The organism is Pantoea sp. X-Soil-ISGK-275 (assembly GCF_059730795.1).
This window is the reverse complement of sequence record NZ_AP035976.1, coordinates 1,438,737-1,462,310: the sequence shown is the minus strand read 5'-3', so window position 1 is coordinate 1,462,310 and position 23,574 is coordinate 1,438,737. Positions and strand designations below refer to the sequence as shown.

General features: G+C 56.6%; 21 protein-coding genes. 11 read left to right on the top strand and 10 right to left on the bottom strand.

The window, feature by feature from the left end; genetic code table 11:
* Positions 1-315: 315 nt before the first annotated feature.
* The 5 genes from rhtA (at position 316) to glnQ (ending at position 4,557) form a co-directional block, all read left to right on the top strand.
* Complete coding sequence (gene rhtA, locus AC6I8A_RS06780; RefSeq protein ID WP_497818229.1) at positions 316-1,224, top strand: threonine/homoserine exporter RhtA; 909 nt, start codon at positions 316-318, stop codon at positions 1,222-1,224.
* Between the two features lie 296 nt (positions 1,225-1,520).
* Complete coding sequence (gene dps / locus AC6I8A_RS06775) at positions 1,521-2,024, top strand: DNA starvation/stationary phase protection protein Dps (RefSeq protein WP_036620516.1); 504 nt, start codon at positions 1,521-1,523, stop codon at positions 2,022-2,024.
* A gap of 322 nt (positions 2,025-2,346) precedes the next feature.
* A complete protein-coding gene (glnH, locus tag AC6I8A_RS06770; RefSeq protein WP_036647919.1) occupies positions 2,347-3,093 on the top strand; it encodes a glutamine ABC transporter substrate-binding protein GlnH in 747 nt (248 codons plus the stop codon).
* Positions 3,094-3,178: 85 nt separating this feature from the next.
* On the top strand, positions 3,179-3,838 hold the full coding sequence (gene glnP / locus AC6I8A_RS06765; RefSeq protein ID WP_256696029.1) for a glutamine ABC transporter permease GlnP: 660 nt from the start codon (positions 3,179-3,181) through the stop codon (positions 3,836-3,838).
* Positions 3,835-4,557 carry a glutamine ABC transporter ATP-binding protein GlnQ gene (gene glnQ / locus AC6I8A_RS06760; RefSeq protein WP_061723607.1) on the top strand — a complete coding sequence of 241 codons (723 nt, stop codon included), beginning with the start codon at positions 3,835-3,837 and terminating at the stop codon, positions 4,555-4,557. The genes glnP and glnQ overlap by 4 nt, the downstream gene beginning before the upstream one ends.
* Before the next feature lie 44 nt (positions 4,558-4,601).
* Here glnQ and AC6I8A_RS06755 read toward each other — a convergent pair whose 3' ends face one another.
* Positions 4,602-5,909 carry an IS4 family transposase gene (locus AC6I8A_RS06755; RefSeq protein ID WP_265303508.1) on the bottom strand — a complete coding sequence of 436 codons (1,308 nt, stop codon included), beginning with the start codon at positions 5,907-5,909 and terminating at the stop codon, positions 4,602-4,604.
* A 213-nt stretch (positions 5,910-6,122) separates the two neighbouring features.
* Here AC6I8A_RS06755 and ybiO point away from each other — a divergent pair, with 213 nt between their 5' ends.
* Positions 6,123-8,399 (top strand): mechanosensitive channel protein, encoded by a 2,277-nt coding sequence (gene ybiO, locus AC6I8A_RS06750; RefSeq protein WP_497818228.1) that lies wholly within the window; start codon positions 6,123-6,125, stop codon positions 8,397-8,399.
* Positions 8,400-8,401: 2 nt separating this feature from the next.
* Here the strand turns inward: ybiO and rlmF are convergent, their stop codons facing one another.
* Positions 8,402-9,328, bottom strand: a complete 927-nt coding sequence (gene rlmF / locus AC6I8A_RS06745) for a 23S rRNA (adenine(1618)-N(6))-methyltransferase RlmF (RefSeq protein WP_497818227.1) — start codon at positions 9,326-9,328, stop codon at positions 8,402-8,404.
* A 127-nt stretch (positions 9,329-9,455) separates the two neighbouring features.
* Between rlmF and AC6I8A_RS06740 the strand changes: the two genes are divergently transcribed.
* Positions 9,456-10,085 (top strand): flavin reductase family protein, encoded by a 630-nt coding sequence (locus AC6I8A_RS06740; protein WP_497818226.1) that lies wholly within the window; start codon positions 9,456-9,458, stop codon positions 10,083-10,085.
* Positions 10,086-10,156: 71 nt separating this feature from the next.
* Here the strand turns inward: AC6I8A_RS06740 and AC6I8A_RS06735 are convergent, their stop codons facing one another.
* The 7 genes from AC6I8A_RS06735 to hutI all read right to left on the bottom strand — a co-directional run bounded on the left by AC6I8A_RS06735 (position 10,157) and on the right by hutI (position 17,130).
* Positions 10,157-11,638, bottom strand: coding sequence for an HAL/PAL/TAL family ammonia-lyase (locus AC6I8A_RS06735; protein WP_293795836.1), 1,482 nt, complete (start codon positions 11,636-11,638; stop codon positions 10,157-10,159).
* Positions 11,635-12,429, bottom strand: coding sequence for an ABC transporter ATP-binding protein (locus AC6I8A_RS06730; RefSeq protein ID WP_256696023.1), 795 nt, complete (start codon positions 12,427-12,429; stop codon positions 11,635-11,637). The genes AC6I8A_RS06735 and AC6I8A_RS06730 overlap by 4 nt, the downstream gene beginning before the upstream one ends.
* A gap of 1 nt (position 12,430) precedes the next feature.
* Positions 12,431-13,159, bottom strand: a complete 729-nt coding sequence (locus AC6I8A_RS06725; protein ID WP_256696022.1) for an ABC transporter permease — start codon at positions 13,157-13,159, stop codon at positions 12,431-12,433.
* A gap of 11 nt (positions 13,160-13,170) precedes the next feature.
* Complete coding sequence (locus AC6I8A_RS06720; RefSeq protein WP_256696021.1) at positions 13,171-13,890, bottom strand: ABC transporter permease; 720 nt, start codon at positions 13,888-13,890, stop codon at positions 13,171-13,173.
* Between the two features lie 12 nt (positions 13,891-13,902).
* Complete coding sequence (locus AC6I8A_RS06715) at positions 13,903-14,754, bottom strand: transporter substrate-binding domain-containing protein (protein ID WP_497818225.1); 852 nt, start codon at positions 14,752-14,754, stop codon at positions 13,903-13,905.
* A gap of 370 nt (positions 14,755-15,124) precedes the next feature.
* Entirely contained in the window at positions 15,125-15,916 is a 792-nt protein-coding gene (gene hutG, locus AC6I8A_RS06710) for an N-formylglutamate deformylase (RefSeq protein WP_293795829.1), read from the bottom strand.
* Entirely contained in the window at positions 15,913-17,130 is a 1,218-nt protein-coding gene (gene hutI / locus AC6I8A_RS06705; RefSeq protein ID WP_497818224.1) for an imidazolonepropionase, read from the bottom strand. The genes hutG and hutI overlap by 4 nt, the downstream gene beginning before the upstream one ends.
* An 85-nt stretch (positions 17,131-17,215) precedes the next feature.
* Here hutI and AC6I8A_RS06700 point away from each other — a divergent pair, with 85 nt between their 5' ends.
* Positions 17,216-18,571 (top strand): formimidoylglutamate deiminase, encoded by a 1,356-nt coding sequence (locus tag AC6I8A_RS06700; RefSeq protein ID WP_497818223.1) that lies wholly within the window; start codon positions 17,216-17,218, stop codon positions 18,569-18,571.
* Positions 18,568-19,107 carry a HutD/Ves family protein gene (locus AC6I8A_RS06695; protein WP_293795823.1) on the top strand — a complete coding sequence of 180 codons (540 nt, stop codon included), beginning with the start codon at positions 18,568-18,570 and terminating at the stop codon, positions 19,105-19,107. The genes AC6I8A_RS06700 and AC6I8A_RS06695 overlap by 4 nt, the downstream gene beginning before the upstream one ends.
* Here the strand turns inward: AC6I8A_RS06695 and hutC are convergent.
* On the bottom strand, positions 19,091-19,846 hold the full coding sequence (hutC, locus tag AC6I8A_RS06690; protein ID WP_497818222.1) for a histidine utilization transcriptional repressor HutC: 756 nt from the start codon (positions 19,844-19,846) through the stop codon (positions 19,091-19,093). The two genes, AC6I8A_RS06695 and hutC, sit on opposite strands and share 17 nt — an antisense overlap.
* 319 nt (positions 19,847-20,165) lie before the next feature.
* Here hutC and hutH point away from each other — a divergent pair, with 319 nt between their 5' ends.
* Together hutH and hutU are read left to right on the top strand one after the other, a co-directional pair.
* The gene (hutH, locus tag AC6I8A_RS06685; RefSeq protein ID WP_436332820.1) at positions 20,166-21,719 is read left to right on the top strand and encodes a histidine ammonia-lyase; all 1,554 of its coding nucleotides are present in this window, start codon (positions 20,166-20,168) and stop codon (positions 21,717-21,719) included.
* A gap of 10 nt (positions 21,720-21,729) precedes the next feature.
* Positions 21,730-23,415, top strand: a complete 1,686-nt coding sequence (gene hutU, locus AC6I8A_RS06680; protein WP_479489986.1) for a urocanate hydratase — start codon at positions 21,730-21,732, stop codon at positions 23,413-23,415.
* Positions 23,416-23,574: the final 159 nt, after the last annotated feature.

The following is a 23,574-nucleotide window of genomic DNA, read 5'->3' as shown; positions in this document are numbered from 1 at the left end:
AGAAACTCTGCCCGCATTTTGTTGTCTAACAGATTGTTTGGTGTAACAGAAAGTTAATGAAGTTTCCTATGTCATTCATTTTACTTATAAAAAGCATCATATTCCTGCAACATAAATTCCGATCACAAAAAATGCCTTTAAGTAAATTCCTAAACTAACCTGACGTTTCTTTACGGAAATGGCTCTAAATCTGGCCAATTTCTGACCTGTTAGCGCTTTTTAATTCCCCGATTCACGTCTCCTTATTTGCTGAAGATTCCTTTACACTGAGCGCTTGTTACCCTGCTGTTAATAAATAAAGGACTGGATTACAGGATGTCTGCGCCTCAAACGACCAAAAATATGGCCCCAGTGTTGTTCCCTGTTGCTGTGCTGCTGATTGCCATGCTCTCACTGCAAGGCGGCGCTTCTCTGGCAAAATCACTGTTTTCCACCGTTGGCGCGCCCGGCATTACCGCGCTGCGTCTTGGTCTTGGCACCCTGATTCTGTGCATCATCTTCAAACCCTGGCGTTTGCGCTTTACGCGCGAGCAGCGCAAGCCGCTGCTGATGTACGGTTTAGCGCTCGGCTGCATGAACTATCTCTTCTATTTAGCGATTCGCACCGTGCCACTGGGCGTGGCCGTTGGATTGGAGTTTTTGGGCCCGTTGACCCTTGCGTTGATCGGCGCGCGTCGTCCGCTTGATTTTCTTTGGGTGTTGCTGGCGGTAGTGGGTTTGTGGTTCCTGTTGCCCATCGGTGAAGGGATGAGTCACATCGATCCGCTCGGTGCGCTGTTAGCGGTGGGCGCGGGTGCCTGCTGGGCGGTCTATATTCTTGCAGGTCAGCGGGCGGGGGAGGAACATGGCCCAGCAACGGTGGCGATGGGTTCGCTAATTGCCTCGGTGATTTTTGTCCCGCTCGGCCTGACCCTTGCCGCGCCGGGCATCTGGCATTGGGAAGTGTTGCCGTTAGCGCTGCTGATCGCCCTGCTCTCCAGCGCCATTCCCTATTCTTTAGAGATGATGGCGCTGACGCGACTGCCCGCGCGCATTTTCGGCACCTTAATGAGTCTGGAACCGGCGATGGCGGCGCTTTCAGGCATGTTATTCCTCGGCGAACTATTAACGCTGCAACAGTGGATGGCGCTGCTGGCGATCATTGTCGCTTCGGCAGGTTCAACGCTGACCATGAAACAAAAAAGCGCAAAAATAAGCGAAGTGGATATTACTCATACGCAATAAATATTCACTCGTTAGCCTGCTTCGCCGCAGGCTAAATATAGAAGCATTCTCATTTTCATTTTTAAAGTGGCGTTAGGATTTCTCCGTTATTATTTTGCAACACGATTAATAAATAATTAACACATTCCACAACCTTCTGTTTTACATCAACTAATACTTAAACCGTACAATCCCTGAGCAACATTAAGGTTTATCTATTCCTGTTATTGATCTGATCAATCCTGCAGATTAAAAAACTGCTGCTATACTTATTTCCGTGCTTGATTAGGACAACCATCAATAAGAGGACATTAATGATGAGTACCGCAAAACTGGTTAAAACTAAATCGTCTGATCTGATTTACACCCGTAATGACGTCGCTGACAGCGATAAAAAAGCGACCATCGAGGTGCTCAACCGTCTGGTAGTGGAGTTTATTGACCTGTCGCTGATCACCAAGCAGGCGCACTGGAACATGCGTGGCGCCAACTTTATTGGCGTACATGAGATGCTGGATGGTTTCCGTACCGCCATTACCGATCACCAGGACACTATCGCTGAACGTGTAGTTCAGTTAGGCGGCGTGGCGCTGGGTACCACTCAGATCGTTAACGATAAAACACCACTGAAAAGCTATCCGTTGAACATTCATAGCGTGCAGGATCACCTGAAAGCGCTGGCCGATCGCTATGCGATTGTGGCGAATGACACGCGTAAAGCTATCACTGAAGTCAGCGATGAAGATACCGCTGATATCTTCACTGCGGCATCGCGCGATCTGGATAAATTCCTGTGGTTTATCGAATCGAATATTGAATAAATTTCAGTGTTATAACGAAGGCGGGTTATCCCGCCTTTTTTTACGTCTGTAACATTGTGGTGCTTTTTTTGACGTCGTTAACAATTCCTTAATCCCTTCTTTCGCTCTACCCGCCCTTGGTGCACACTGTGTCTGCACCACAACAGCACCATGCACCAAAATGAAGCACCAATAAGGTGCAAAACTTTTCTTCTGCGCAAAATCGTGTCAGCAAGTGCTTAAAACTACTGATTTCGAGCAAATTGAAAAGTTGGCATAATTTTTTCATATGATAGGCCGTACATCGGGCCACCAGGCCTGAGGGGTAATAAGGAAAAAAATGATGAAGTCATTGATTAAAGTCTCCGTGGCCGCGTTAGCGCTGGCCTTCTCGCTTTCTTCCACCGCAGCAGACAAAAAACTGATCGTCGCGACCGACACCGCATTCGTTCCCTTCGAGTTCAAACAAGGCGATAAATACGTCGGTTTTGATATCGATCTGTGGGATGCCATCGCGAAAGAACTGAAACTCGATTACGCCTTCAAGCCAATGGATTTCAGCGGCATCATCCCTGCGCTGCAAACCAAAAACATTGACCTGGCGCTGGCGGGTATCACCATCACCGAAGAACGTAAAAAAGCCATTGAGTTCTCTGACGGCTACTACAAAAGCGGCCTGCTGGTGATGGTGCGCGAGAACGAAAAAGACGTGAAGAGCATCGACGATCTGAACGGCAAAGTGGTGGCGGTGAAGAGCGGTACCGGTTCGGTGGATTACGCGAAAGCGCACATCAAATCGAAAGATCTGCGTCAATTCCCGAACATCGATAACGCTTACATGGAGTTAGGCACTAATCGTGCTGACGCTGTGCTGCACGATACCCCGAACATCCTGTACTTCATCAACACCGCCGGTAAAGGCCGCTTCAAAGCGGTTGGCGAGTCGATTGAAGCACAGCAGTATGGCATCGCGTTCCCGAAAGGCAGCGACGATCTGCGTGAAAAAGTGAACGGCGCACTGAAAACCCTGCGCGACAACGGCACTTACAACACCATCTATAAAAAATGGTTCGGTACTGAACCAAAATAATTGCGGCTTAAGCCGATTTTTCCAGCAGGGAGCTTAACACTCCCTGCTTTTTACATTTCCACGCAACAGATTTTGGAGTCACACCATGGAGTTTGACTGGAGCGTCATTTGGCCTGCCCTGCCGATTTTAATCGACGGTGCCAAAATGACCCTGCTGATCTCGGTCCTCGGCCTGGTCGGCGGTTTAATTATCGGTTTAGTCGCCGGTTTTGCCCGCGCGTACGGCGGCTGGATCACCAACAACATCGCGTTAGTGTTTATCGAACTGATTCGCGGTACGCCAATCGTAGTTCAGGTGATGTTTATCTACTTCGCCCTGCCGATGGCTTTTCCGGATCTGCGTATCGATCCGTTTAGCGCGGCGGTGGTCACTATCATGATTAACTCCGGCGCCTACATCGCAGAAATCACGCGCGGTGCGGTGCTGTCGATCAACAAAGGCTTCCGTGAAGCGGGTCTGGCGCTGGGTCTGTCGCGCCGCGAAACCCTGCGTTACGTGATCATGCCGCTGGCATTGCGCCGTATGCTGCCACCGTTGGGTAACCAGTGGATTGTAAGCATCAAAGATACGTCGCTGTTTATCGTAATTGGCGTGGCCGAACTGACGCGTCAGGGGCAGGAGATCATTGCCGGTAACTTCCGCGCGCTGGAGATCTGGAGCGCCGTTGCCATTATCTATTTGGTTATTACGTTGGTGTTGAGCTTTGTGCTGCGCCGTATTGAGAAAAGGATGAAAATTCTGTGATTGAATTTAAAAACGTCTCGAAGAATTTCGGCCAGACTCAGGTTCTGCACGACATCAACCTGAAGATTAATCAAGGCGAAGTGGTGGTGATTATTGGGCCGTCCGGTTCCGGTAAATCCACGCTGCTGCGCTGCATCAACAAGCTGGAAGAGATCACCACCGGCGATCTGATTGTCGATGGCATGAAGGTCAACGATCCGAAAGTGGATGAGCGCCTGATTCGTCAGGAAGCGGGCATGGTGTTCCAGCAGTTCCATCTGTTCCCACAGATGAGCGCGCTGGATAACGTCGCCTTTGGCCCGATTCGCGTACGCGGTGCGAAGAAAGAGGAAGCGCATAAACTGGCGCGTGAGCTACTGGGTAAAGTTGGCCTCGCCGAGCGTGCACACCACTTCCCGTCTGAGCTTTCTGGCGGTCAGCAACAGCGCGTGGCGATTGCCCGTGCGCTGGCAGTGAAGCCGAAGATGATGTTGTTTGATGAGCCAACCTCAGCGCTGGATCCCGAGCTGCGTCACGAAGTATTGAAAGTGATGCAGGATCTGGCGGAAGAAGGCATGACGATGGTCATCGTGACGCACGAAGTCGGATTCGCTCAGAAAGTGGCTTCGCGTCTGATCTTTATCGATAAAGGCACCATTGCAGAAGATGGCAACCCGGACGATTTGATCACCAACCCGCCAAGCGATCGTCTGCGCGAATTCCTGCAGCACGTCTCCTAATCCGTAGGGTCGCCATTCATGGCGTAATGCTCGTCAGTTAAGACTTAATCATGCCGGAACGCATAGCGTTTCGGCTTCTTTTTCACCGCTCGCGGATAATGTCTCGTCCGCCGGGTTGGCAGCACGAAGCTTCCCGCCATCGCCATTATTTCATCTATTATTCTCGGAATTTTTCCCGGCGCTACCGCAGGCAGGAGTCTCAGTTGACCTGTCAGGTACAGTGCCGCCTGCTTAAACCCCAGCTGATAAGGCTCCACGTTTTTCAGGCTATAGGCCATCTGCGCCATCATAAAACGCAGCAGGTTATACGCCAGCGCAACGCCCCATAACTCCTGCTTCACCAGTTCCGGTGTTTTGCTTCTCAGCGTGAGCTCGTTGTTCAACAGATGCTGCTTCATCTCCCGGAAGCCATGTTCTATTTCCCAGCGATGTCCATAAAGATCAACGATATCCCCTCCCGGATATCGCAATGGATCGCACATTGACGTCAGGATTTTCACCACTCTCCCGTTAACCTTTTTGCTTATCAGTCGCGCCGTCAGCGTTTCCGGCACATCTTTCCATTTTTTACGCGCCTGCCACGACAGGTCCAGTTCTATCAGCTCGCTGCCTGAGCCCTGTTTTTGCAGAACACGGTATTTTGCATCGTTGCGCAGAGGTAGCATCCAGTGTCTTTCCACCCCCGAGGTCTGCCAGTAATGCAGGAAGCCGGGCGCATAGAAGCCTTTATCCAGGATCGTTAGCGAGTGATCCGGCGTCTGTCCCACCAGTTGTGCCGCAAGATCAACCTCGCTGGTTTCGGTCACGCTGCCAAAGCTCACGCCCGATAAGAGATGGCTTGTCAGCTCCATCTGGCAGACCATGCGCAGCTGAGGCCAGTCAGACTGACTGTGTGCATTTGCCGTCCGCCCAAAGGCCTTATCGTTTTCCGGCGTATCGGGGGCCCGCCACAGCGTGCCGTCGACCGCCAGCAGTGTCAGGCCGTTCCAGTGTGACAGCGGTGTTTTATCAAACCAGAGCTGGCGTGACTTTTCAAAGACCCGGCGGACCACGTCTTCTCCGAGCCGCTGACGCGCCTGCACAACCGCGCTGGTCGCGACGAATGGGCGCTTGCCCGGCAAAACGATATCCAGATGAGAAACAATCTGGTTCATGGAAAGCGAGCGGAACAGGGCCATGCCGGTAACGGCCCAGACCATCATCTCCATTGGAAGACGGCGTTTTCGCACGGTCACGATACCAGTATCAGCCAGGCATTCGTCGATGAGTTCAGGCGAGAGCAGATCGGAGAGCGCGGAGAACTCTTTGGGCGTAAAGTTAAGAACGGCATCGAGAGCCTGACTGAGTAACATAAAAAAATCCGTAATTCCTGTGAGATTACGGATTTTTGCAGAACTGGAGGATCGTTCAACCGATCATTTCGGGCTTAACTGATCGGCATTACGCCATTCATGGCGACCTTCTTCTTACCCGCACCCACGCAATTTTCCTTTCAGAATCCTAACCTTCCATCACTGACTATACTTCTCTCTTGTGCCGCTGCGCGAAGCTAAAGGAGAAAAGCGATGTCGTCTGCCAGCCCACCATGGCGTTTAGCCATGTGGTTACTCTTCAGTTTGTTCACCCTGTTTCTCATTGCCCCGGCGCAGGCGGTTAACCTGCCGCAGGCAGTCGTTGCAGCTCAGCAGTCACAAACCCCGGCAACGAATAGCACAACCGAAAGCGAACCCAGCTTAGACGAGAAAAAAGCCGCTTACGCCGCGCTGGCAAATATTCTGGATAACAACGCTTCGCGCCAGGAGCTGATCGATCAGTTACGTCAGGCCGCAAACAGTCAATCCACCAGCGAACCGCCGGTGCTGGCACCGCCGCAGGCCAATGAAGAAGATCCCACGGTGCTGGAGAGCGTCACCAGCGTAATGCGTGAATATGGCGGTGCGGTAGCCGCGCAGTTTGTCCAACTGTATGACAACATCACCAATGCGCCGCACAAAGCCTTTAACCAACAAACCTTCCTCAACTCGCTGAAATACTTTGCCGCCCTCGCCGCCTCGGTGTTTGCGTTTTACTGGCTGACACGCCGTATGATGTGGCCGGTCTGGCGACGTATGGGACGCTGGGGACGCGATCAAAATCTTGAGGGCACTAAGTGGCTACACCTGCCCGCTGCCATCTTAATGGCCTTTGTACTCGATATTGTGCTGCTGGCGCTGACGCTGTTTGTCGGGCAGATCATCAGCGACAACTATCACAACAACAACCGCACCATCGCCTATCAGCAAGGTTTGTTCCTTAACGCCTTTGCGCTGATTGAATTCTTTAAAGCGGTGCTGCGGCTGATTTTCTGCCCGCGCTTCCCCACGCTGCGTTTCTTCCACTTAACCGATGCGCGCGCCAGCTACTGGAACACGCGTTTGAGCTGGCTGAGCGGCATCATCGGTTACGGTTTACTGGTGGTGGTGCCGATTGTCTCCAATCAGGTCAACATTCAGGTAGCCGCGTTGGTCAATATGCTGATCATGGGGATCATGACCGGCTGGGCGCTGTGGCTGATTTTCCGCAACAAAAGCAACATTCATCAGGAGTTGTCGCGTCTCGCCGATCGCAGCATGAGCTTCTTTGCGCTGTTCATCCGCGCCTTCGGCATGGTGTGGCATTGGCTGGCCAGCGCCTACTTTATCGCGCTGTTCCTGTTCTCGATCTTCAATCCCGGCGACAGCCTGAAGTTTATGATGTCCGCCACGGTCCGCAGCCTGGCGATCGTGGTTATTGCCGCGCTGATTTCCGGCATGCTAACGCGCTGGATTGGCAAAACCGTCACGCTGTCGCCTGATATGCGCCGCAACTATCCCGAGCTGCAAAAGCGCGTCAACGATTGGGTAAAAGCGCTGCTGAAACTGGCGCGCGTGGTCACGGTATTTGCCACGCTGTTGCTGCTGCTCAACGCCTGGAATCTGTTTGATCTCTGGCACTGGCTCACTCTCGGTACCGGACAGAAAATGGTGGATATCCTGATTCGTATCGTGATGATTGTGCTGCTGTCGGCAATCGGCTGGACGCTGCTGGCGAGTTTAATCGAAAGCCGCCTCGCCTCGGATTCGCACGGCCGCCCAATGCCAAGCGCACGCACCCGCACGCTGCTGACACTGTTCCGTAACGCGCTGGCGGTGGTGATCAGCACCATCACCATTATGATTTTGCTGTCGGAAGTCGGTGTGAATATCGCGCCGCTGTTGGCCGGTGCTGGTGCGCTCGGTTTGGCGGTGTCGTTCGGTTCGCAAACGCTGGTGAAGGACATCATCACCGGCATCTTTATCCAGTTTGAGAACGGCATGAACACCGGTGATTTAGTCACCATTGGCCCAATCACCGGCACGGTGGAGCGTATGTCGATTCGTTCGGTGGGCGTGCGTCAGGATACCGGCGCGTATCACATTGTTCCGTGGTCATCGATCACCACCTTCGCCAACTTTGTGCGCGGCATCGGATCGTTTGTGGCAAACTACGATGTCGCTCGCAGTGAAGATACCGAACGTGTTAACCAAACGCTGCAGAGCGCCGTGAAAGAGTTGCTGGAGAACCCGGAGATTCGCGGCATGGTGATTGGCGAGCCGAGTTTTGCCGGATTGGTGGGATTAACCAACCAATCCTTTACCGTGCGCGTGTCATTCACCACCCAGCCGCTGAAGCAGTGGACGGTACGTTTTGCGCTGGATGATAAGGTGAAGAAGCATTTTGATGCGGCCGGCATTAAAGCGCCACATCAAACGGTAGAAGTGATGCAAACCGGCAGCGATATTGCCTCCGCTGCCAGCTTACCGGCGTTGCCACCGGCGCAATAAGCTTAGCGTTTCAGCCGCTTGGCGCGTGTAGCTGGCGGCTGGAACGTCCAGGCAATAAAGCGGCTCTGCTTCTGCCCTTGCGCCATTTCGATGATGCGCACTTCGTAGGCATCAAGATCGCGCAGCTGGTCGCGCAGCGCCGGTAAATTCTCTTTGCGCGAGACCAGCGAGGTGAACCAAATAATGTGGTCGGAGTGCGCCACGCTTTCAGCGATCATCTGGCCGACGAACTTGCGCTCGCCACCGTCACACCACAATTCATTATGATGACCACCAAAATTGAGCGGCGCGTTTTTGCCCAGGCCGAGGTTACGCGTTTTGCGCTGACCCACGGTGGCTGCCTCTTCCGCAGAAGCGTGGAACGGCGGATTGCACAGCACCGCGTGATAGCGCTCGTTCTTATGCACCACGCCAGCGAAAATCGCCGAGGTATCCTTTTGCCGACGCAGACGCACGGCGCGCTGCAAGCCCGGATTACTCGCCACAATCTGTCCGGCAACGGTAATCGCTTCGGCAGTGATATCGGTGCCGGTGAAGCGCCAGCCATATTCGGCGTTGCCAATCAGCGGATAGATGCAGTTCGCGCCGCAGCCGATATCCATCACATCCAGATCGCGCGGCACCACGCCACCGTTGTCGCTCGCCAGCAGATCGGCCAGCGCATGCACGTAATCGGCACGGCCCGGCACCGGCGGCGTCAGATAACCTGCGGGTAGCTGCCAGTTGAGATTGTAGAACAGCTTCAGCAGCGCCTGATTCAGCAGCATCACCGCTTCAGGATCGGCGAAATCCACCGACAACTCGCCGTAGCCGTTGGGACGCACTTTCACCGCCAGCGGCGGATGGGCTTCGGTCAAAGCAGCAAAATCATAACGGCCTTGATGGCGGTTACGCGGATGGAAAGGTGACGTAGCGGCTGGCTTGTTCATAGTTTCTCCGGAAAATAGCGCGGGCGTAAGATACTCTGGCTAGCGGCATCGCACAATGCGCTTAATCGAATTCAGCGTATTAGATGAGATTAGTGCACCACACTCAGGTTCTCTTATAAGGATGGTTATGACTCGTCAGCGTTACTCTTATCAGCCCCGCGCGGGACACGGTTTGCCGCACGATCCGTTGAACGCCATCGTCGGCCCTCGCCCCATCGGCTGGGTCAGCTCGCAAAGCGCCCGCGGCGTACGCAATCTCGCGCCCTACAGCTTCTTTAACTGCTTCAACTATCATCCGCCGATTATCGGTTTCGCCAGCAGTGGCTGGAAAGACAGCGTGCAGAATATCTCCGAGACCAAAGAGTTTGTCTGGAATCTGGCGACGCGTCCGCTGGCCGAGGCGATGAATGAGAGCTCCGCATCGGTGCCGTCTGAACAGGATGAGTTTGCGCTGGCAGGATTAACGCCGCTTGCCGCATCACACGTCAATGTCAGCATGGTGGCGGAAAGCCCGGTGAACTTTGAGTGTAAGTTGACGCAGCTGATTCAACTGCAGGATGCGCAAGGCAAACCGATTGATAGCTGGCTGGTGATGGGCGAAGCGGTCGCCATTCATATTGATGAATCACTGCTGGAAGAAGGGATCTATCAAACCGCCAAAGCGCAGCCAATCCTGCGTGCCGGTGGCCCGTCGGCCTATTACGGCATCAGCGAAGAACTGCGCTTTGATTTGGTGCGCCCGGATGCGCGCCGCTGATCGTCGGCCAGGTCGCCATGAATGGCGCCCTACGACCGGATTTTGTAGGGTCGCCATTCATGGCGACCGTGTTACAAACCGCTCTTCAACACCTGCACCGCGCGGGCAATCTCTGGCGCCAGCCAGCGATCTTGCTGCCAGTTGGCAACCACCACGCGCAGGCGACGTAATGCCTGCGCCGTCCCTTGCGCCAGCTGCTCTTCGCCGTGGAAATCCAGCGCCTGCGCCGCCAGCAGATACTCAATCGCCAGAATCTGCCATACGTTGCCCACCAGCTTCAGCAGCTTCAGCGCCGCGCCGGTACCGAGGCTGAGATGATCCTCCTGCAAACCCGACGTCACATAGTTATCCAGCACCGCCGGCTGCGCCAGCTGACGATTCTCCGCACACAGTGACGCCGCCACATACTGCGCAATCATCATGCCGGAGTTAACGCCCGGCTGCGCCACCAGAAACGCCGGTAAGCCGCTCACCAGCGGATTGACTAAACGATCAAGCCGCCGCTCGGCGATGCTGCCGACTTCCGCCATGGCAATCGCCAGCAGATCCGCCGCCATCGCCACCGATTCGCCGTGCGGGTTAGCCTGAGACACCACGCGCCAGTTATCCGGCGTGCCGAGCACCAGCGGATTATCGGTGCAGGCATTAAGTTCGGTCTCAATCTGGCGCGCCGCGTGATCGAACTGATCGCGGCTGGCGCCGTGCACCTGCGGCATGGAGCGCAGGCTGAGCGCATCCTGGGTACGAATACCAACGCTGGTCGCCAGCAGCGGGCTATCACTCAGCAGATCGCGTAAACGCTGACCGCTCAATTGCATGCCCGGACTGGCTTTCAGCGCGATCACCTCGGCATCAAAAGCCACCAGCTGTCCACGCAGCGCCTCGAAACTCATCGCGCCGGTGACATCCGCCCAATCCAGTAAACGCGCCGCATCATCCAGCGCCAGGCAGGATAAGCCGGTCATGCACGGCGTGCCGTTGACCAGGCTCAAACCCTCTTTGGCACCCGGACGATAGGGCTGCAATCCCGCCAGCGTTAATGCCTGCGCGGCAGGCATAATCTGGTTTTGATACTCGACGTCACCAACACCAATCAGCGCCAGCCCGATATGCGCCATATGGCTGAGATAGCCCACCGAACCCTGCGACGGCACCTGCGGCGTAATCTGCTGATTGAGCAGCGCCAGCAGATGCTGCACCAGCGCCACCGACACGCCCGATTTACCGTGGCTGTAATTGGCAATTGCCGCACACAGAATGGCGCGCGCCTGTTCACGCGTCAGCAGCGGGCCAACACCACAGGCGTGGCTCAACAATGTGTTGCGCGACAGCTGGCTAAGCTGATCTTCCGGCAGCGTGATATTGCACAGCGCGCCCAATCCGGTATTAATGCCGTAGGCAATCTGGCCGCTGGCGACAATCTCATCGACAATCGCGCGCCCTTGCGCAATACGCTGCCAGGCGCTGGCACTCAAACTGAGTTCCGCGTCGTGCCGCGCCACCTGCACCAGCTCTTGCCAGGTTAATGGGCCATCGCCCCACACCACGGTCATGCTGGCTGCTCCGCGCCGTGATGGCTGGAGATAAACTGCTTAAAGCGCTGCGATCCCTCGGCACCAAACATCTCTTCCGGCGCGCCCTGACAATCAATAGTGCCCTGATGCATAAACACCACGCGGTTAGAGACATTACGCGCAAAGCCCATTTCGTGCGTCACCACCAGCATGGTGCGCCCCTCTTCGGCCAGGCTACGCATCACTTTCAGCACTTCGCCCACCAGCTCCGGATCGAGCGCTGAGGTCGGTTCATCGAACAGCATCACTTCCGGATCCATCGCCAGCGCGCGGGCAATCGCCACGCGCTGCTGCTGGCCGCCCGACAGCTGCGCCGGGTAAAAATCTTTGCGATTGAGTAAGCCGACGCGATCCAGCAGCTGCTCCGCCTGGGCGATGCAGCTTTTCTTGTCGCGCTTCAGCACATAGTGCGGCCCTTCGATGACGTTTTGCAGCACCGTCATGTGCGACCACAGATTAAAGCTCTGGAACACCATGCCGAGGCGTGAACGCAAACGCTCAATCTGCTTCGGATTGGCCGCCAGCTGATGGCCGCGCGCATGGCGTTTCATCTCAATGGTTTCACCGCCAACGCTCACTACACCGGCGTCCGGCGTTTCCAGCAGGTTGATGCAGCGCAGCAAAGTACTTTTTCCCGAGCCGCTGGCACCAAGAATCGAGATGACATCGCCTTTATGCGCCTGCAGCGAAATGCCTTTCAGAACTTCCATCGCGCCAAAAGATTTATGGATGTCGGTGGCGGATAAGGTAACGGGTGATGTGGAATGCATATTACTCTCCGGCAAGCGGTTTAACGGCGGGCAACGGCTTTTTTGCGACACGATGCGCCGGGGTCAGACGACGCTCTAACAGCGCGTACAGCTGGACGATAATAAAGTTGAGAATCAGGTAGATCGCCGCCGCACAGACAAACACTTCCATGGTGCGATAGGTACGCTGAATAATCTGCTGCGCCACGCCGGTCACGTCCCACACGGTGACGAGGCTGGCGAGTGCGGTGGATTTCACCAGCAGAATCGCTTCGGTGGAGTACGCAGGCAGGGCATAGCGCAGCATAATCGGCGCGATGATGCGGCGCAGCAGCAGCCAGCGCGACATACCGCAGGCGAGGCCCGCTTCCACTTGCCCGGCTGGCACCGCGAGCAGCGCACCGCGCAAGATCTCGGCGGTATAAGCCGCAGTACAAAGTGACAGCGCCAGCACCGCGCAGATAAAGGGTTCGCGCAGGAACGGCCAAACGAAGCTGTGGCGGATCACGCCAAACTGCCCAAGGCCGTAATAGATGAGAAACAGCTGGATCATCAGCGGCGAGCCGCGAAACACCAGAATGTAGCCGCGCGCGAAACCGCTCAGCACGCGCCAGCGGCTCATGCGCAGGGACAAAATGCCAATCGCCAGAATGCCGCCGCAAATAAAGGCGCTGATAAACAGGCCCAGCGTCACCGGCAGCGCGGCGCTCAGCTTGAGAAAGGTATCAAAGAGAAAAGCGAAGTCGATCATGCTGCTGCTCCTTAATGCTGTGCCGCAGTGCGACTTTGCCACGCACGACCAAGACGCGATTCCGCCCGGCGAAACGCATGATTAGACACCAGCGTCAGCACCAGATAACAGGCGCCGCCGATCAGATAGAAAGTGAAGTAATCGCGCGTGGATCCGGCCGCAACCTGGCTGGCGCGCATCAGTTCGACAATGCCGGTGACCGACACCAGCGCCGAATCTTTCAGGCTCATCTGCCACACGTTCGACATGCCCGGCAACGCATAACGCACCACCTGCGGCAGCAGAATGCGTTGCGCGATACGCCAGCGCGGCATACCAATCGCCACCGCAGCTTCCACCTCGCCTTTCGACAGCGCCAGGCGCGCCGCGCGATACACTTCACCCTGATACGATCCAGAGATGAGCCCGATAGCCAGCGCACCAATCAGGAACGGCGGCGCTTCGATAAAGCCATCCGCGCCGAACATCTGCCCAACCAGCGTAATCAGGCCTGATCCGCCGAAATAGAACAGGTAGATCACCAGCAGTTCCGGAATGCCGCGAAACACCACCGAATAGCTTTCACCCAACCAGCGCAGCCAGCGCTGAGGCGATAACTTGGCGGCCGCCACACCGGAACCGACCACCGCACCCATCATCAGCGCCACCAGCGATAGCAGCAGCGTGGTGCAGGCGGCACTCAGGATCAGGCGGCCCCAACCATCAGCACCAAAACTCAGCAGGCTCATCATCTTTCACCTCACTTACGGGGTTACGTCAGTTTTAAACCACTTCTCACTGAGCTTTTTCACCGTGCCGTCAGCCAGTGCGGCATGAATCGCCTCATCCAGCTTGGCCTTCAGGTCGTTGTCCGCCATGCGTACACCCATCGCTTCGCCCTCGCCCCAGATTGGGCCGCCGAGTTGTGGACCGCTGAAGATCAGATTGTTGTTCTCTTTGCGCGCCAACATTGATTGCGCAAAGGTCACGTCATCGAACACCGCATCGATACGGCCAGATTGCAGATCGAGCATCGCGTCCGCCGACGAGGTGTATTCGCGTACGTCGGCATCGCCTTTGAAGTACTTATCGATAAATGGGGTGTAAACCGTGCCGGAGGCGATCCCAATGGTTTTACCCTTCAGCGCCGCTTTCAGCGGGGCAATCGCCGCGTTGATCTCTTTCTCATCGTCATGCAGCTTGATGATGTTGTGATCGGCTGGCAGCAGCGGGCTATCTTTGGTGGTGATGAAAGTGGCCGGCGTTGAGGCGTATGGCGTGGTGAAGTTGACCACTTTTTTACGATCCGGCGTGATGACAATCGCATCCATGATCACGTCATATTTACCGGCGTTGAGGCCGGCGATCATGCCGTCCCAGTTCTGCACCACCAGCTTGCACTGAATGCCCATGCGCTTGCACAGGTCTTCCATCAGTTCCGGTTCAAAGCCGCCTAACTTGCCGCCCGGCAGCGTCAGGTTCCAGGGTTCATAGCTGCCTTCGGTAGCGATGGTGATCGATTTCCACTCTTTCGCCTGTACGGCAATGCCGCTCATCATCAGGCTGGCAAACAGGGTCGTGAGGCAAAAACGGCGAATCTGAACACAGTGCGTCATGCGGCTTCTCCTGGCTATTAATCGAGTTTGTCAGTCTCTGCTTGTGCAATATTTGCAGATGACCTTTCATGTATATACAAGTTAGCGTGCGGCAGATCATTGTCGGCATAAGCTTTTTGTGAGCCAGCCAGTATAAAAATTGATAATCGCTGCGTGGTCTTTACTTGTACATACAACCTAGCAAGCGCTATGCCAAATCGGCAAAGCCGCAAAATCAGGGGGATTGTCACGGGATGGACGTAATGTTGCACTGTGATGTAGCAGAGAATGCATTGCGATGGTGCAGTAGGGTCGCCATTCATGGCGACCATCTACATGTACGTACAGCGTTAATTGGTCGCCATGAATGGCGACCCTACGAAGGTGGTTTTTATTGAGGTTTACCCGCTGCAAGAAACGCCTGCATCAGCGGTTTCAGCACCTTCTGCAGCTGTGCAGCGCGATCCTGCTGCCAGGCAAACGGCGGAGTTTCATCCATATAATTGAGCTGCGCCAGCTCCAGCTGTACCGCCTGCACGCCCTGCTCCGGCTGGCCGTAGGCGCGGGTAATGTAGCCACCTTTAAAGCGCCCATTCGCGATCCAGCTGTAATCTTGCTGCTCGCTGCAAACTTGCTTAATCGCCTCAATCACCGCCGTTGAACAACTGGCACCATCGTTGGTTCCGATGTTGAGATCCGGCAAACGTCCCTCAAACAGGCGCGGAATCACCGAAGCGATCGAGTGTGCATCAAACAGCAGCGCATAACCATACTGCGCTTTCAGCCGCGCCAGCTCCTGTTGCAGCTGCTGGTGATACGGCTGCCAGATGCTTTCCAGATAACCCTGACGCACCTCGGCGCTCGGCGTTTTACCTGCAGCAAAAGTTGGGCTGCCGTCGAACAAGGTTTCCGGATACAAGCCGGTGGTCGCCGTGGTGTAGAGCGGCTGATTATCTGCTGGGCGATTGAGATCGATAACAAAACGCGAATAGTGACCAATCAACACGCTGGCACCAAGATCGCGCACAAAGTCATACAGCAGCGGCAAGTGCCAGTCGGTATCCGGCAGGCCGCGTGCGGCGTCGCTCAAGCCGGCGTCCACTTCTGGCGTTAACTGCGTTCCGGCGTGCGGAATGCTGACCAGCAGCGGAACATTACCGGCGGTGAAATGAAAAGGTGTCATTGCGCTTCTCCACGATAAATAATCTGGCACGGCAATTCGCCGCCCAGCCAGTAAACCAGCTCTGCCGGACGCGCCAGCGGCCAGTGAACAAAATTCGCCACCTTGCCCGCTTCCAGCGAACCGTGCGAGTGCTGTAAGCCCAGCGCTTTCGCGCCCCACAAGGTCACGCCCGCCAACGCCTCTTCCGGCGTTAAACCAAACAGCGTGCAGCCCATGTTCAGCATCAAACGCAGCGACAGCGCCGGTGAGGTGCCCGGATTGGCATCGCTGGCCAGCGCCATCGGCACGCCGTGTTCACGGAATAGCGCCACCGGCGGACGCTGGGTTTCGCGCAACAGATAAAATGCGCCCGGCAGCAACACCGCAACGGTGCCGTGCTGTGCCATCGCCTGCGCGTCGGCTTCGGTGGCGTACTCCAGATGATCGGCGGAGAGCGCACCGTAACTGGCCGCCAGCGCCGCGCCGCCCAGCGCCGAAAGCTGCTCGGCATGCAGTTTCACCGGGATGCCCAGTGCTTTGGCGGCATCAAAGACCGTGCGAACTTGCTCAGGAGAAAAGGCCAAATGCTCGCAAAACGCATCGACCGCATCCGCCAAACCTTCGGCTTTCACCTGCGGTAACAGGCGCTGGCAGATAATATCGATCCAGCCTTGCGGATTGTCTTTAAACTCCGGCGGGAAACCGTGCGCGGCCAGGCAAGTGGCCTGCACATCGGCGGGCACCGTTTCCGCCAGCTCACGAATGGCGCGTAGCAGGGTCAGTTCGCTGGCTTCATCGAGGCCGTAACCAGATTTGATCTCTACCGTGGTGACGCCTTCCGCCAGCAGGCGATCCAGCCGCCAGCGCGCACTTGCCACCAGCTCTTGCTGCGAGGCCGCGCGGGTGGCGCGCACCGTGGAGAGAATGCCGCCGCCTTGCGCAGCGATGTCTGCATAGCTCACGCCATTGAGACGCTGCTCAAACTCCTGGCTGCGATCGCCGCCAAACACCAGATGCGTATGGCAATCCACCAAACCGGGCGTGATGATGCCGCCGGAAAATTGGTGCTGTTCACGCGCGGCAAAAGCCGGGCATTCGCTGCGCGGCCCCACCCAAATCAGTTTTCCCTGATCGACCGCCAGCGCGCCGTCGGCAATCAGATTGTAGTGTCCGTCACGCATCGTAACGATGTCGGCCCCCAGCCACAGGCTGTCGATCTGCTCTGTTTCTGCCATCCCACTCCCCTTCGCGTTCGGCGATTTACACCAGGCTTCAAAGTATGTATATGTATATACAACCTTTCGCCATGCAGGATCAACCATGACAACCTATTTTGCCCCACGCGCGCTGCTGGCCGACGGCTGGCATGAGCGCGTGCTGATGACCACCAACGCAGCTGGACAGATCACACAACTCGCGCCCAACAGCGAGCCCGGCGATGCCACGCGTCTTGCCGGACCGGTAATTCCAGCGATAGCGAATCTGCATTCACACGCCTTCCAGCGCGCGATGGCAGGACTGGCCGAAGTGGCAGGCGATCCGCAGGACAGCTTCTGGACATGGCGCGATTTGATGTACCGCATGGTGCAGCGCCTGTCGCCCGAGCAGGTTGGCGCTATTGCCACGCATCTCTACATCGACATGCTGAAAGGCGGCTACAGCCAGGTGGCGGAATTCCACTATTTGCACCACGATCCACAGGGTAAACCTTACGCCGATGATGCCATGCAGCTGGCACTGATGGCGGCGGCGGAGAACGCAGGCATCGGCCAAACCTTGCTGCCGGTGCTCTACAGCTACAGCGGTTTTGGTTCGCAACCGGCCAGCGACGGCCAGCGCCGTTTCATTCAGCAAACCGACGCCTACCTGCAACAGCAGCAGCGCGTGGCAAGCTGGAGCGCGGATAAGCCGCTGCTTAATCATGGCATCTGCTTCCATTCGCTGCGCGCGGTGAATGAAGCGCAGATGCATGAAGTCTTAGCCGCCTGCCCGCAGGATGTGCCGGTGCATATTCACGTCGCCGAGCAGGAGAAAGAGGTTAACGACAGCCTTGCGTGGAGTGGCGAACGTCCGGTGGCCTGGCTGCTCAACCGCTTTAAGGTCGATCAACGTTGGTGTTTGATTCACGCTACCCATCTTGATGACGATGAAATTCAGCGCATGGCGGCGAGCGGCGCGGTGGCGGGCTTGTGTCCGACCACCGAAGCCAATCTCGGTGACGGCATTTTCCCGGCGGTGGAATACATCGCGCGCGGCGGCCGCTGGGGCATTGGCTCCGATAGCCATGTATCGCTTAGTGCATTGGAAGAGCTGCGCTGGCTGGAGTACGGTCAGCGACTGCGCGATCGTCGTCGCAACCGCATCACCTTGCCCAATCAACCTTCCGTCGGCGATCTGCTGTGGCAGCAAGCCGCACAGGGCGGCGCGCAGGCGTGTGGTTTGTCGGCGGGTGAACTGGCGATCGGCAAACGTGGCGATTGGCTGGTGCTGGCAGAAGACGCGTTTCTCAGCAGCGTCAGCAGCGCATCGCTGTTAAATCGCTGGCTGTTTGGCGGACAGCGCGAACAGATCCGCGATGTGTTTGTGGCGGGCAAACAGGTTATCAGCGAAGGCCATCATGCGGCAGAAGAGCACGCCGCGATCCACTTCGCCGAGGCGATGAGGGCGTTGCAATGAGAACCCGTTTTGCCTATGACCAGCTTCCGGTCAGCCGCTGGCGCAATGGCGGCGGTGAAACGCGGGAAATCGCCAGCTATCCGCCGGACGACGCACAGTTTGCCTGGCGCGCCAGCATCGCCACCATCTCCGCCGACGGGCCGTTTTCGTCCTTCCCCGGCATCGACCGCGTGATTACCTTGCTGCGTGGCGACAGCGTTTTACTTAAGAGTGAACAGGCTCAGCAGCGCTTAACCCCGCTGCAGCCATGGGCGTTTCCCGGTGAATGGGCGATTGAAGCTAAAATTTCTGGCAGCTGTCAGGATTTCAATATCATGACGCGGCGCGACAGCTGGCGGTCTGCGGTGAGCATCGCGCAAAAAACGGTCAGCAGCGAAAACGGCGTGGCGTGGGTGGTGGCGGGCACATGGCAAACATCGGCCGGAGAAATGCTGGCGGTGGATCAGGGGATGTGGTGGCTGGATGAAACGCTACAGCTGGCACCACAAACGTCGGATGCCAGACTGTTATTTGTCACGCTTAACCGTGTCCTCTAAAGCGCCCCAGCAACTTATAGCGCGATCCCGGATAAAGCAGGCGCGCGTAGGTCACAATCTTGTTGTCGCTCCACGTCTGACGACGAATCAACAGGCACGGCTCATGTTCATCCAGCGCCAGATGCTTACGCTGGCGCAGATCCGGCAGCACCGCTTCAACAATATGCTCACCGGCGGTCAGCGGGGCGACGCGCATCAAATAGGTGTACGGCGTCAGCTGATGATAATCCTGACTGAGATAATCCGGCGCCACCAGCGGATTGACCAAACGATCTTCCAGCTGCACCGGCAGATCGTTTTCGTAATGCACAATCAGCGAATGGAACAGCGTTTGCCCGGTAGATAATCCCAGCACCGCCGCCTGTTCGGGATCGGCCTTCATCTGTCCAATCGACAAAATCTTACAGCTGTGACGATGTCCGCGCTGCGCAATCTCATCGGCGATGTTGTGCACTTCCAGCATCGCGGTGTAGCCCTTCATCTCAGCGACAAAAGTGCCTACGCCCTGCATGCGCACCAGAAAACCTTCGCTGGTGAGCTCACGCAGCGCGCGGTTAATGGTCATGCGACTGACGCCCAGCTCGTTCACCAGTTCACTTTCAGACGGCACGCGCTTATTGGCTTTCCAGTGGCCTTCACGGATCTGGCTAACGATTGCCTGCTTCACCCGCTGGTAAATCGGCGCAGGCTCATCGCCCATCGCCGCAGCCAGCTGTGCTACTGCTGTTTGCTCCGCCATTTCCTGTTCCTTTGAAGAATAATGCCCAAAGTTTACTGTCTCAGCCGGTAAATGTATATACATCTAATTGTGCAATCCGCCCAGCATTGGTGCAGCTTTCGTGCCATTGCGGTGCAATCACGTTGCGGTTGCGCCTGTTTCACCGCTTTGCGCCGTATTTCACAGAACAAGAACAATCTGGCATAGCGCTTGCTACTTGTATAGACAAGATTAGACACTTATGCTTCACTCATCGCAATCCACGGCAAATCGGACCGCCCCATCGCAAAATATCGGCGTCCGATTCATGCCAGATCACTTGTATAGACAGGAGTAGACTATGTCAGGTTCGGTTCAGGAAATTCGCCTTGTTCCCGGTGAAGTGGACCTCGCGACCTTGCGCAGTATTTATCAAAGCAAGGTAACGCTCACGTTGGCCGATGACGCGCGCGCAGCGATTGCCCGTGCCCATGAAACCGTCGATGCCATCGTCGCATCCGGCAACGTGGTGTACGGCATCAACACCGGTTTCGGCAAGCTGGCGCAGACGCAAATCCCTTCGGCGCGGCTGGCAGAACTGCAGCGCAATCTGGTGCTGTCGCACAGCGTTGGCCTCGGCGATTTGCTGCCGGATAATGTGACGCGGCTGGTGGTCGCCACCAAAATTATCAGCCTGGCGCGCGGCCACTCTGGCGTGCGCATCGAACTGATTGAAGCGTTGCTGGCGCTGTTCAACGCGGGCGTGATGCCATGCATCCCGGAGAAAGGTTCGGTGGGCGCGTCAGGCGATCTGGCGCCGCTGGCACATCTTTCCTTGATGCTGCTGGGCGAAGGTCAGGTACGCGTCGAGGGCGAATTAATTCCTGCTACTGAAGGCTTAGCGCGCGTTGGCCTGCAGCCGATTGTGTTGGGCCCTAAAGAAGGTCTGGCGCTGCTCAACGGCACGCAGGTCTCGAATGCGCTGGCGCTGCGCGGTCTATTCGAAGCGGAAAACCTGTTCGCGGCGGGCCTGATGGCCGGCGCGCTGTCGCTGGAAGCGATTAAAGGCTCGGTTAAACCTTACGATGCGCGTATTCACGAAGCGCGTGGTCAGGTTGGACAGATCAACGTTGCCGCCGCCGTCTCCTCTTTATTATCCGGTAGTGAAATCCTCAGCTCGCACACCAACTGTGGTCGCGTGCAGGATCCCTACTCGATTCGCTGCGTGCCACAGGTGATGGGCGCCTGCCTGGATAACCTGACGCATGCCGCGCGCGTATTACAGATTGAAGCCAACGCCGCCTCGGATAATCCGCTGGTGTTCAGCGACAGCGGCGATGTGATTTCCGGCGGTAACTTCCACGCCGAGCCGGTGGCCTTCGCCGCCGATATTCTGGCACTGGCGATTGCCGAAATCGGCGCGATCTCCGAGCGTCGTCTGGCGCTGCTGCTGGATACCGGCCTCTCCGGTTTGCCGCCGTTCCTCGTCAATGATGGCGGCGTTAACTCCGGCTTTATGATCGCCCAGGTCACTGCGGCGGCGCTGGCGTCTGAGAACAAATCGCTGGCGCATCCTGGCAGCGTTGACAGCCTGCCGACCTCCGCTAACCAGGAAGATCACGTCTCGATGGCGACCTACGCCGCCCGCCGCCTCGGCAGCATGTGCTTCAACACCGCCGCCGTAGTGGGTATCGAAGCGATGGCCGCTGCACAAGGCATTGATTTCCATCGTCCGCTGCAGAGCTCGCCGACGCTGGAACAGGAGATGAGCCGCATCCGCGAGAACGTGGCCTTCCTCGATCACGACCGTTTACTGGCGCCGGATATCGAATCCATGCGTCTGTGGGCCAGCGCATCCGCATGGCCTGAATCCCTTACCGCGCTGCTGCCAAGCCAGCGTAAGACTGTTAATTAAGGAATCGATGATGAGCGAAACTTTGACTCAGGCTGTAGCCCGTGAAATCCGTGCACCGCGCGGTAATGAATTACACTGCGCCAACTGGTTGATTGAAGCGGCTTACCGCATGATCCAGAACAACCTCGATCCTGACGTGGCAGAGCGCCCGGAAGATCTGGTGGTGTACGGCGGCATCGGTAAAGCCGCGCGAAACTGGGAGTGCTTCGAACAGATCCTGCGTTCGCTGCGTGCGCTGCAGCCGGAAGAGACATTGCTGATCCAGTCCGGCAAACCGGTGGGCGTATTCCGCACGCATGCTGATGCACCGCGCGTGCTGCTGGCTAACTCGAATCTGGTGCCACATTGGGCCAACTGGGATCACTTCCACGAGCTGGATCAAAAAGGCCTGATGATGTACGGCCAGATGACTGCCGGTTCATGGATCTACATCGGTGCGCAGGGCATCGTGCAAGGTACCTTTGAAACCTTCGCCGAAGCCGGTCGCCAGCATTACGACAGCAATCTCAGCGGCCGCTGGATCCTCACCGCCGGTTTGGGTGGCATGGGCGGCGCACAACCGCTGGCGGGCGTGTTGGCCGGTGCCAGCGTGCTGGCGATTGAGTGCCAGGAATCACGCATCGATTTCCGTATCCGTACTCGCTACGTCGATCACAAAGCCTATACGCTGGACGAAGCACTGGCGCTGATTGATCAGGCGAATAAAGAGAAGCGCGCCATTTCTGTTGGCCTGCTGGGCAACGCCGCTGAAATCGTGCCGGAGCTGGTGAAACGTGCCAAAGCGGGCGGCATGAAGCCGGATATCGTCACCGATCAAACTTCGGCGCACGATCCGATTAACGGTTATCTGCCGGTCGGTTGGGATGTGGCGCGCTGGGAAGCCGAGCGTGTCAGCAACCCGAAAGCGGTGGAGAAAGCCGCACGCGCCTCAATGGCGGTGCATGTACAGGCGATGCTGGACTTCCATCACATGGGCGTCCCGACCGTGGATTACGGCAACAACATCCGTCAGGTAGCGCTGGATGAAGGCGTGAAAAATGCCTTCGATTTCCCTGGCTTTGTGCCGGCCTATATTCGACCGTTGTTCTGCGAAGGCAAAGGTCCGTTCCGCTGGGTGGCGCTGTCTGGCGATCCGGAAGATATCTACAAAACCGATGCCAAGCTGAAAGAGCTGTTCCCGGATCACCAGAATCTGCACCGCTGGCTCGACATGGCGCAGGAGCGCATCGCCTTCCAGGGCTTACCGGCGCGTATCTGCTGGCTGGGTCTCGGCGAGCGTCACAAAGCGGCGCTGGCGTTCAACGAAATGGTGCGCAACGGCGAGCTAAAAGCGCCGATCGTCATTGGTCGCGATCATCTGGATTGCGGTTCCGTGGCGTCACCGAACCGTGAAACCGAAGCGATGAAAGATGGCTCGGATGCTGTATCGGACTGGCCGCTGCTGAATGCCCTGCTGAACACCGCAGGCGGCGCGACCTGGGTCAGCCTGCACCATGGCGGCGGCGTTGGTATGGGCTTCTCGCAGCACTCCGGCGTAGTGATCGTGTGTGACGGCACTAAAGAAGCCGATACGCGCTTAGGCCGCGTGTTGTGGAACGATCCGGCCACTGGCGTAATGCGTCACGCGGATGCCGGTTATCAATTAGCGCAAAGTTGCGCGCAGGAACACGGCTTAAACCTGCCGATGCAAAAATAACGTTCACCTCGCGCAGTATCATTGTAGGGTCGCCATTCATGGCGACCTCTTTTATTAAAACCGCATATTCCATTCCGCTATACCCTATAGCCAAATCATTCCGTTCCGCGATAGACGCCGCTATGCGCTTGCCACTACAGTAAATAGAATATTTTGCAG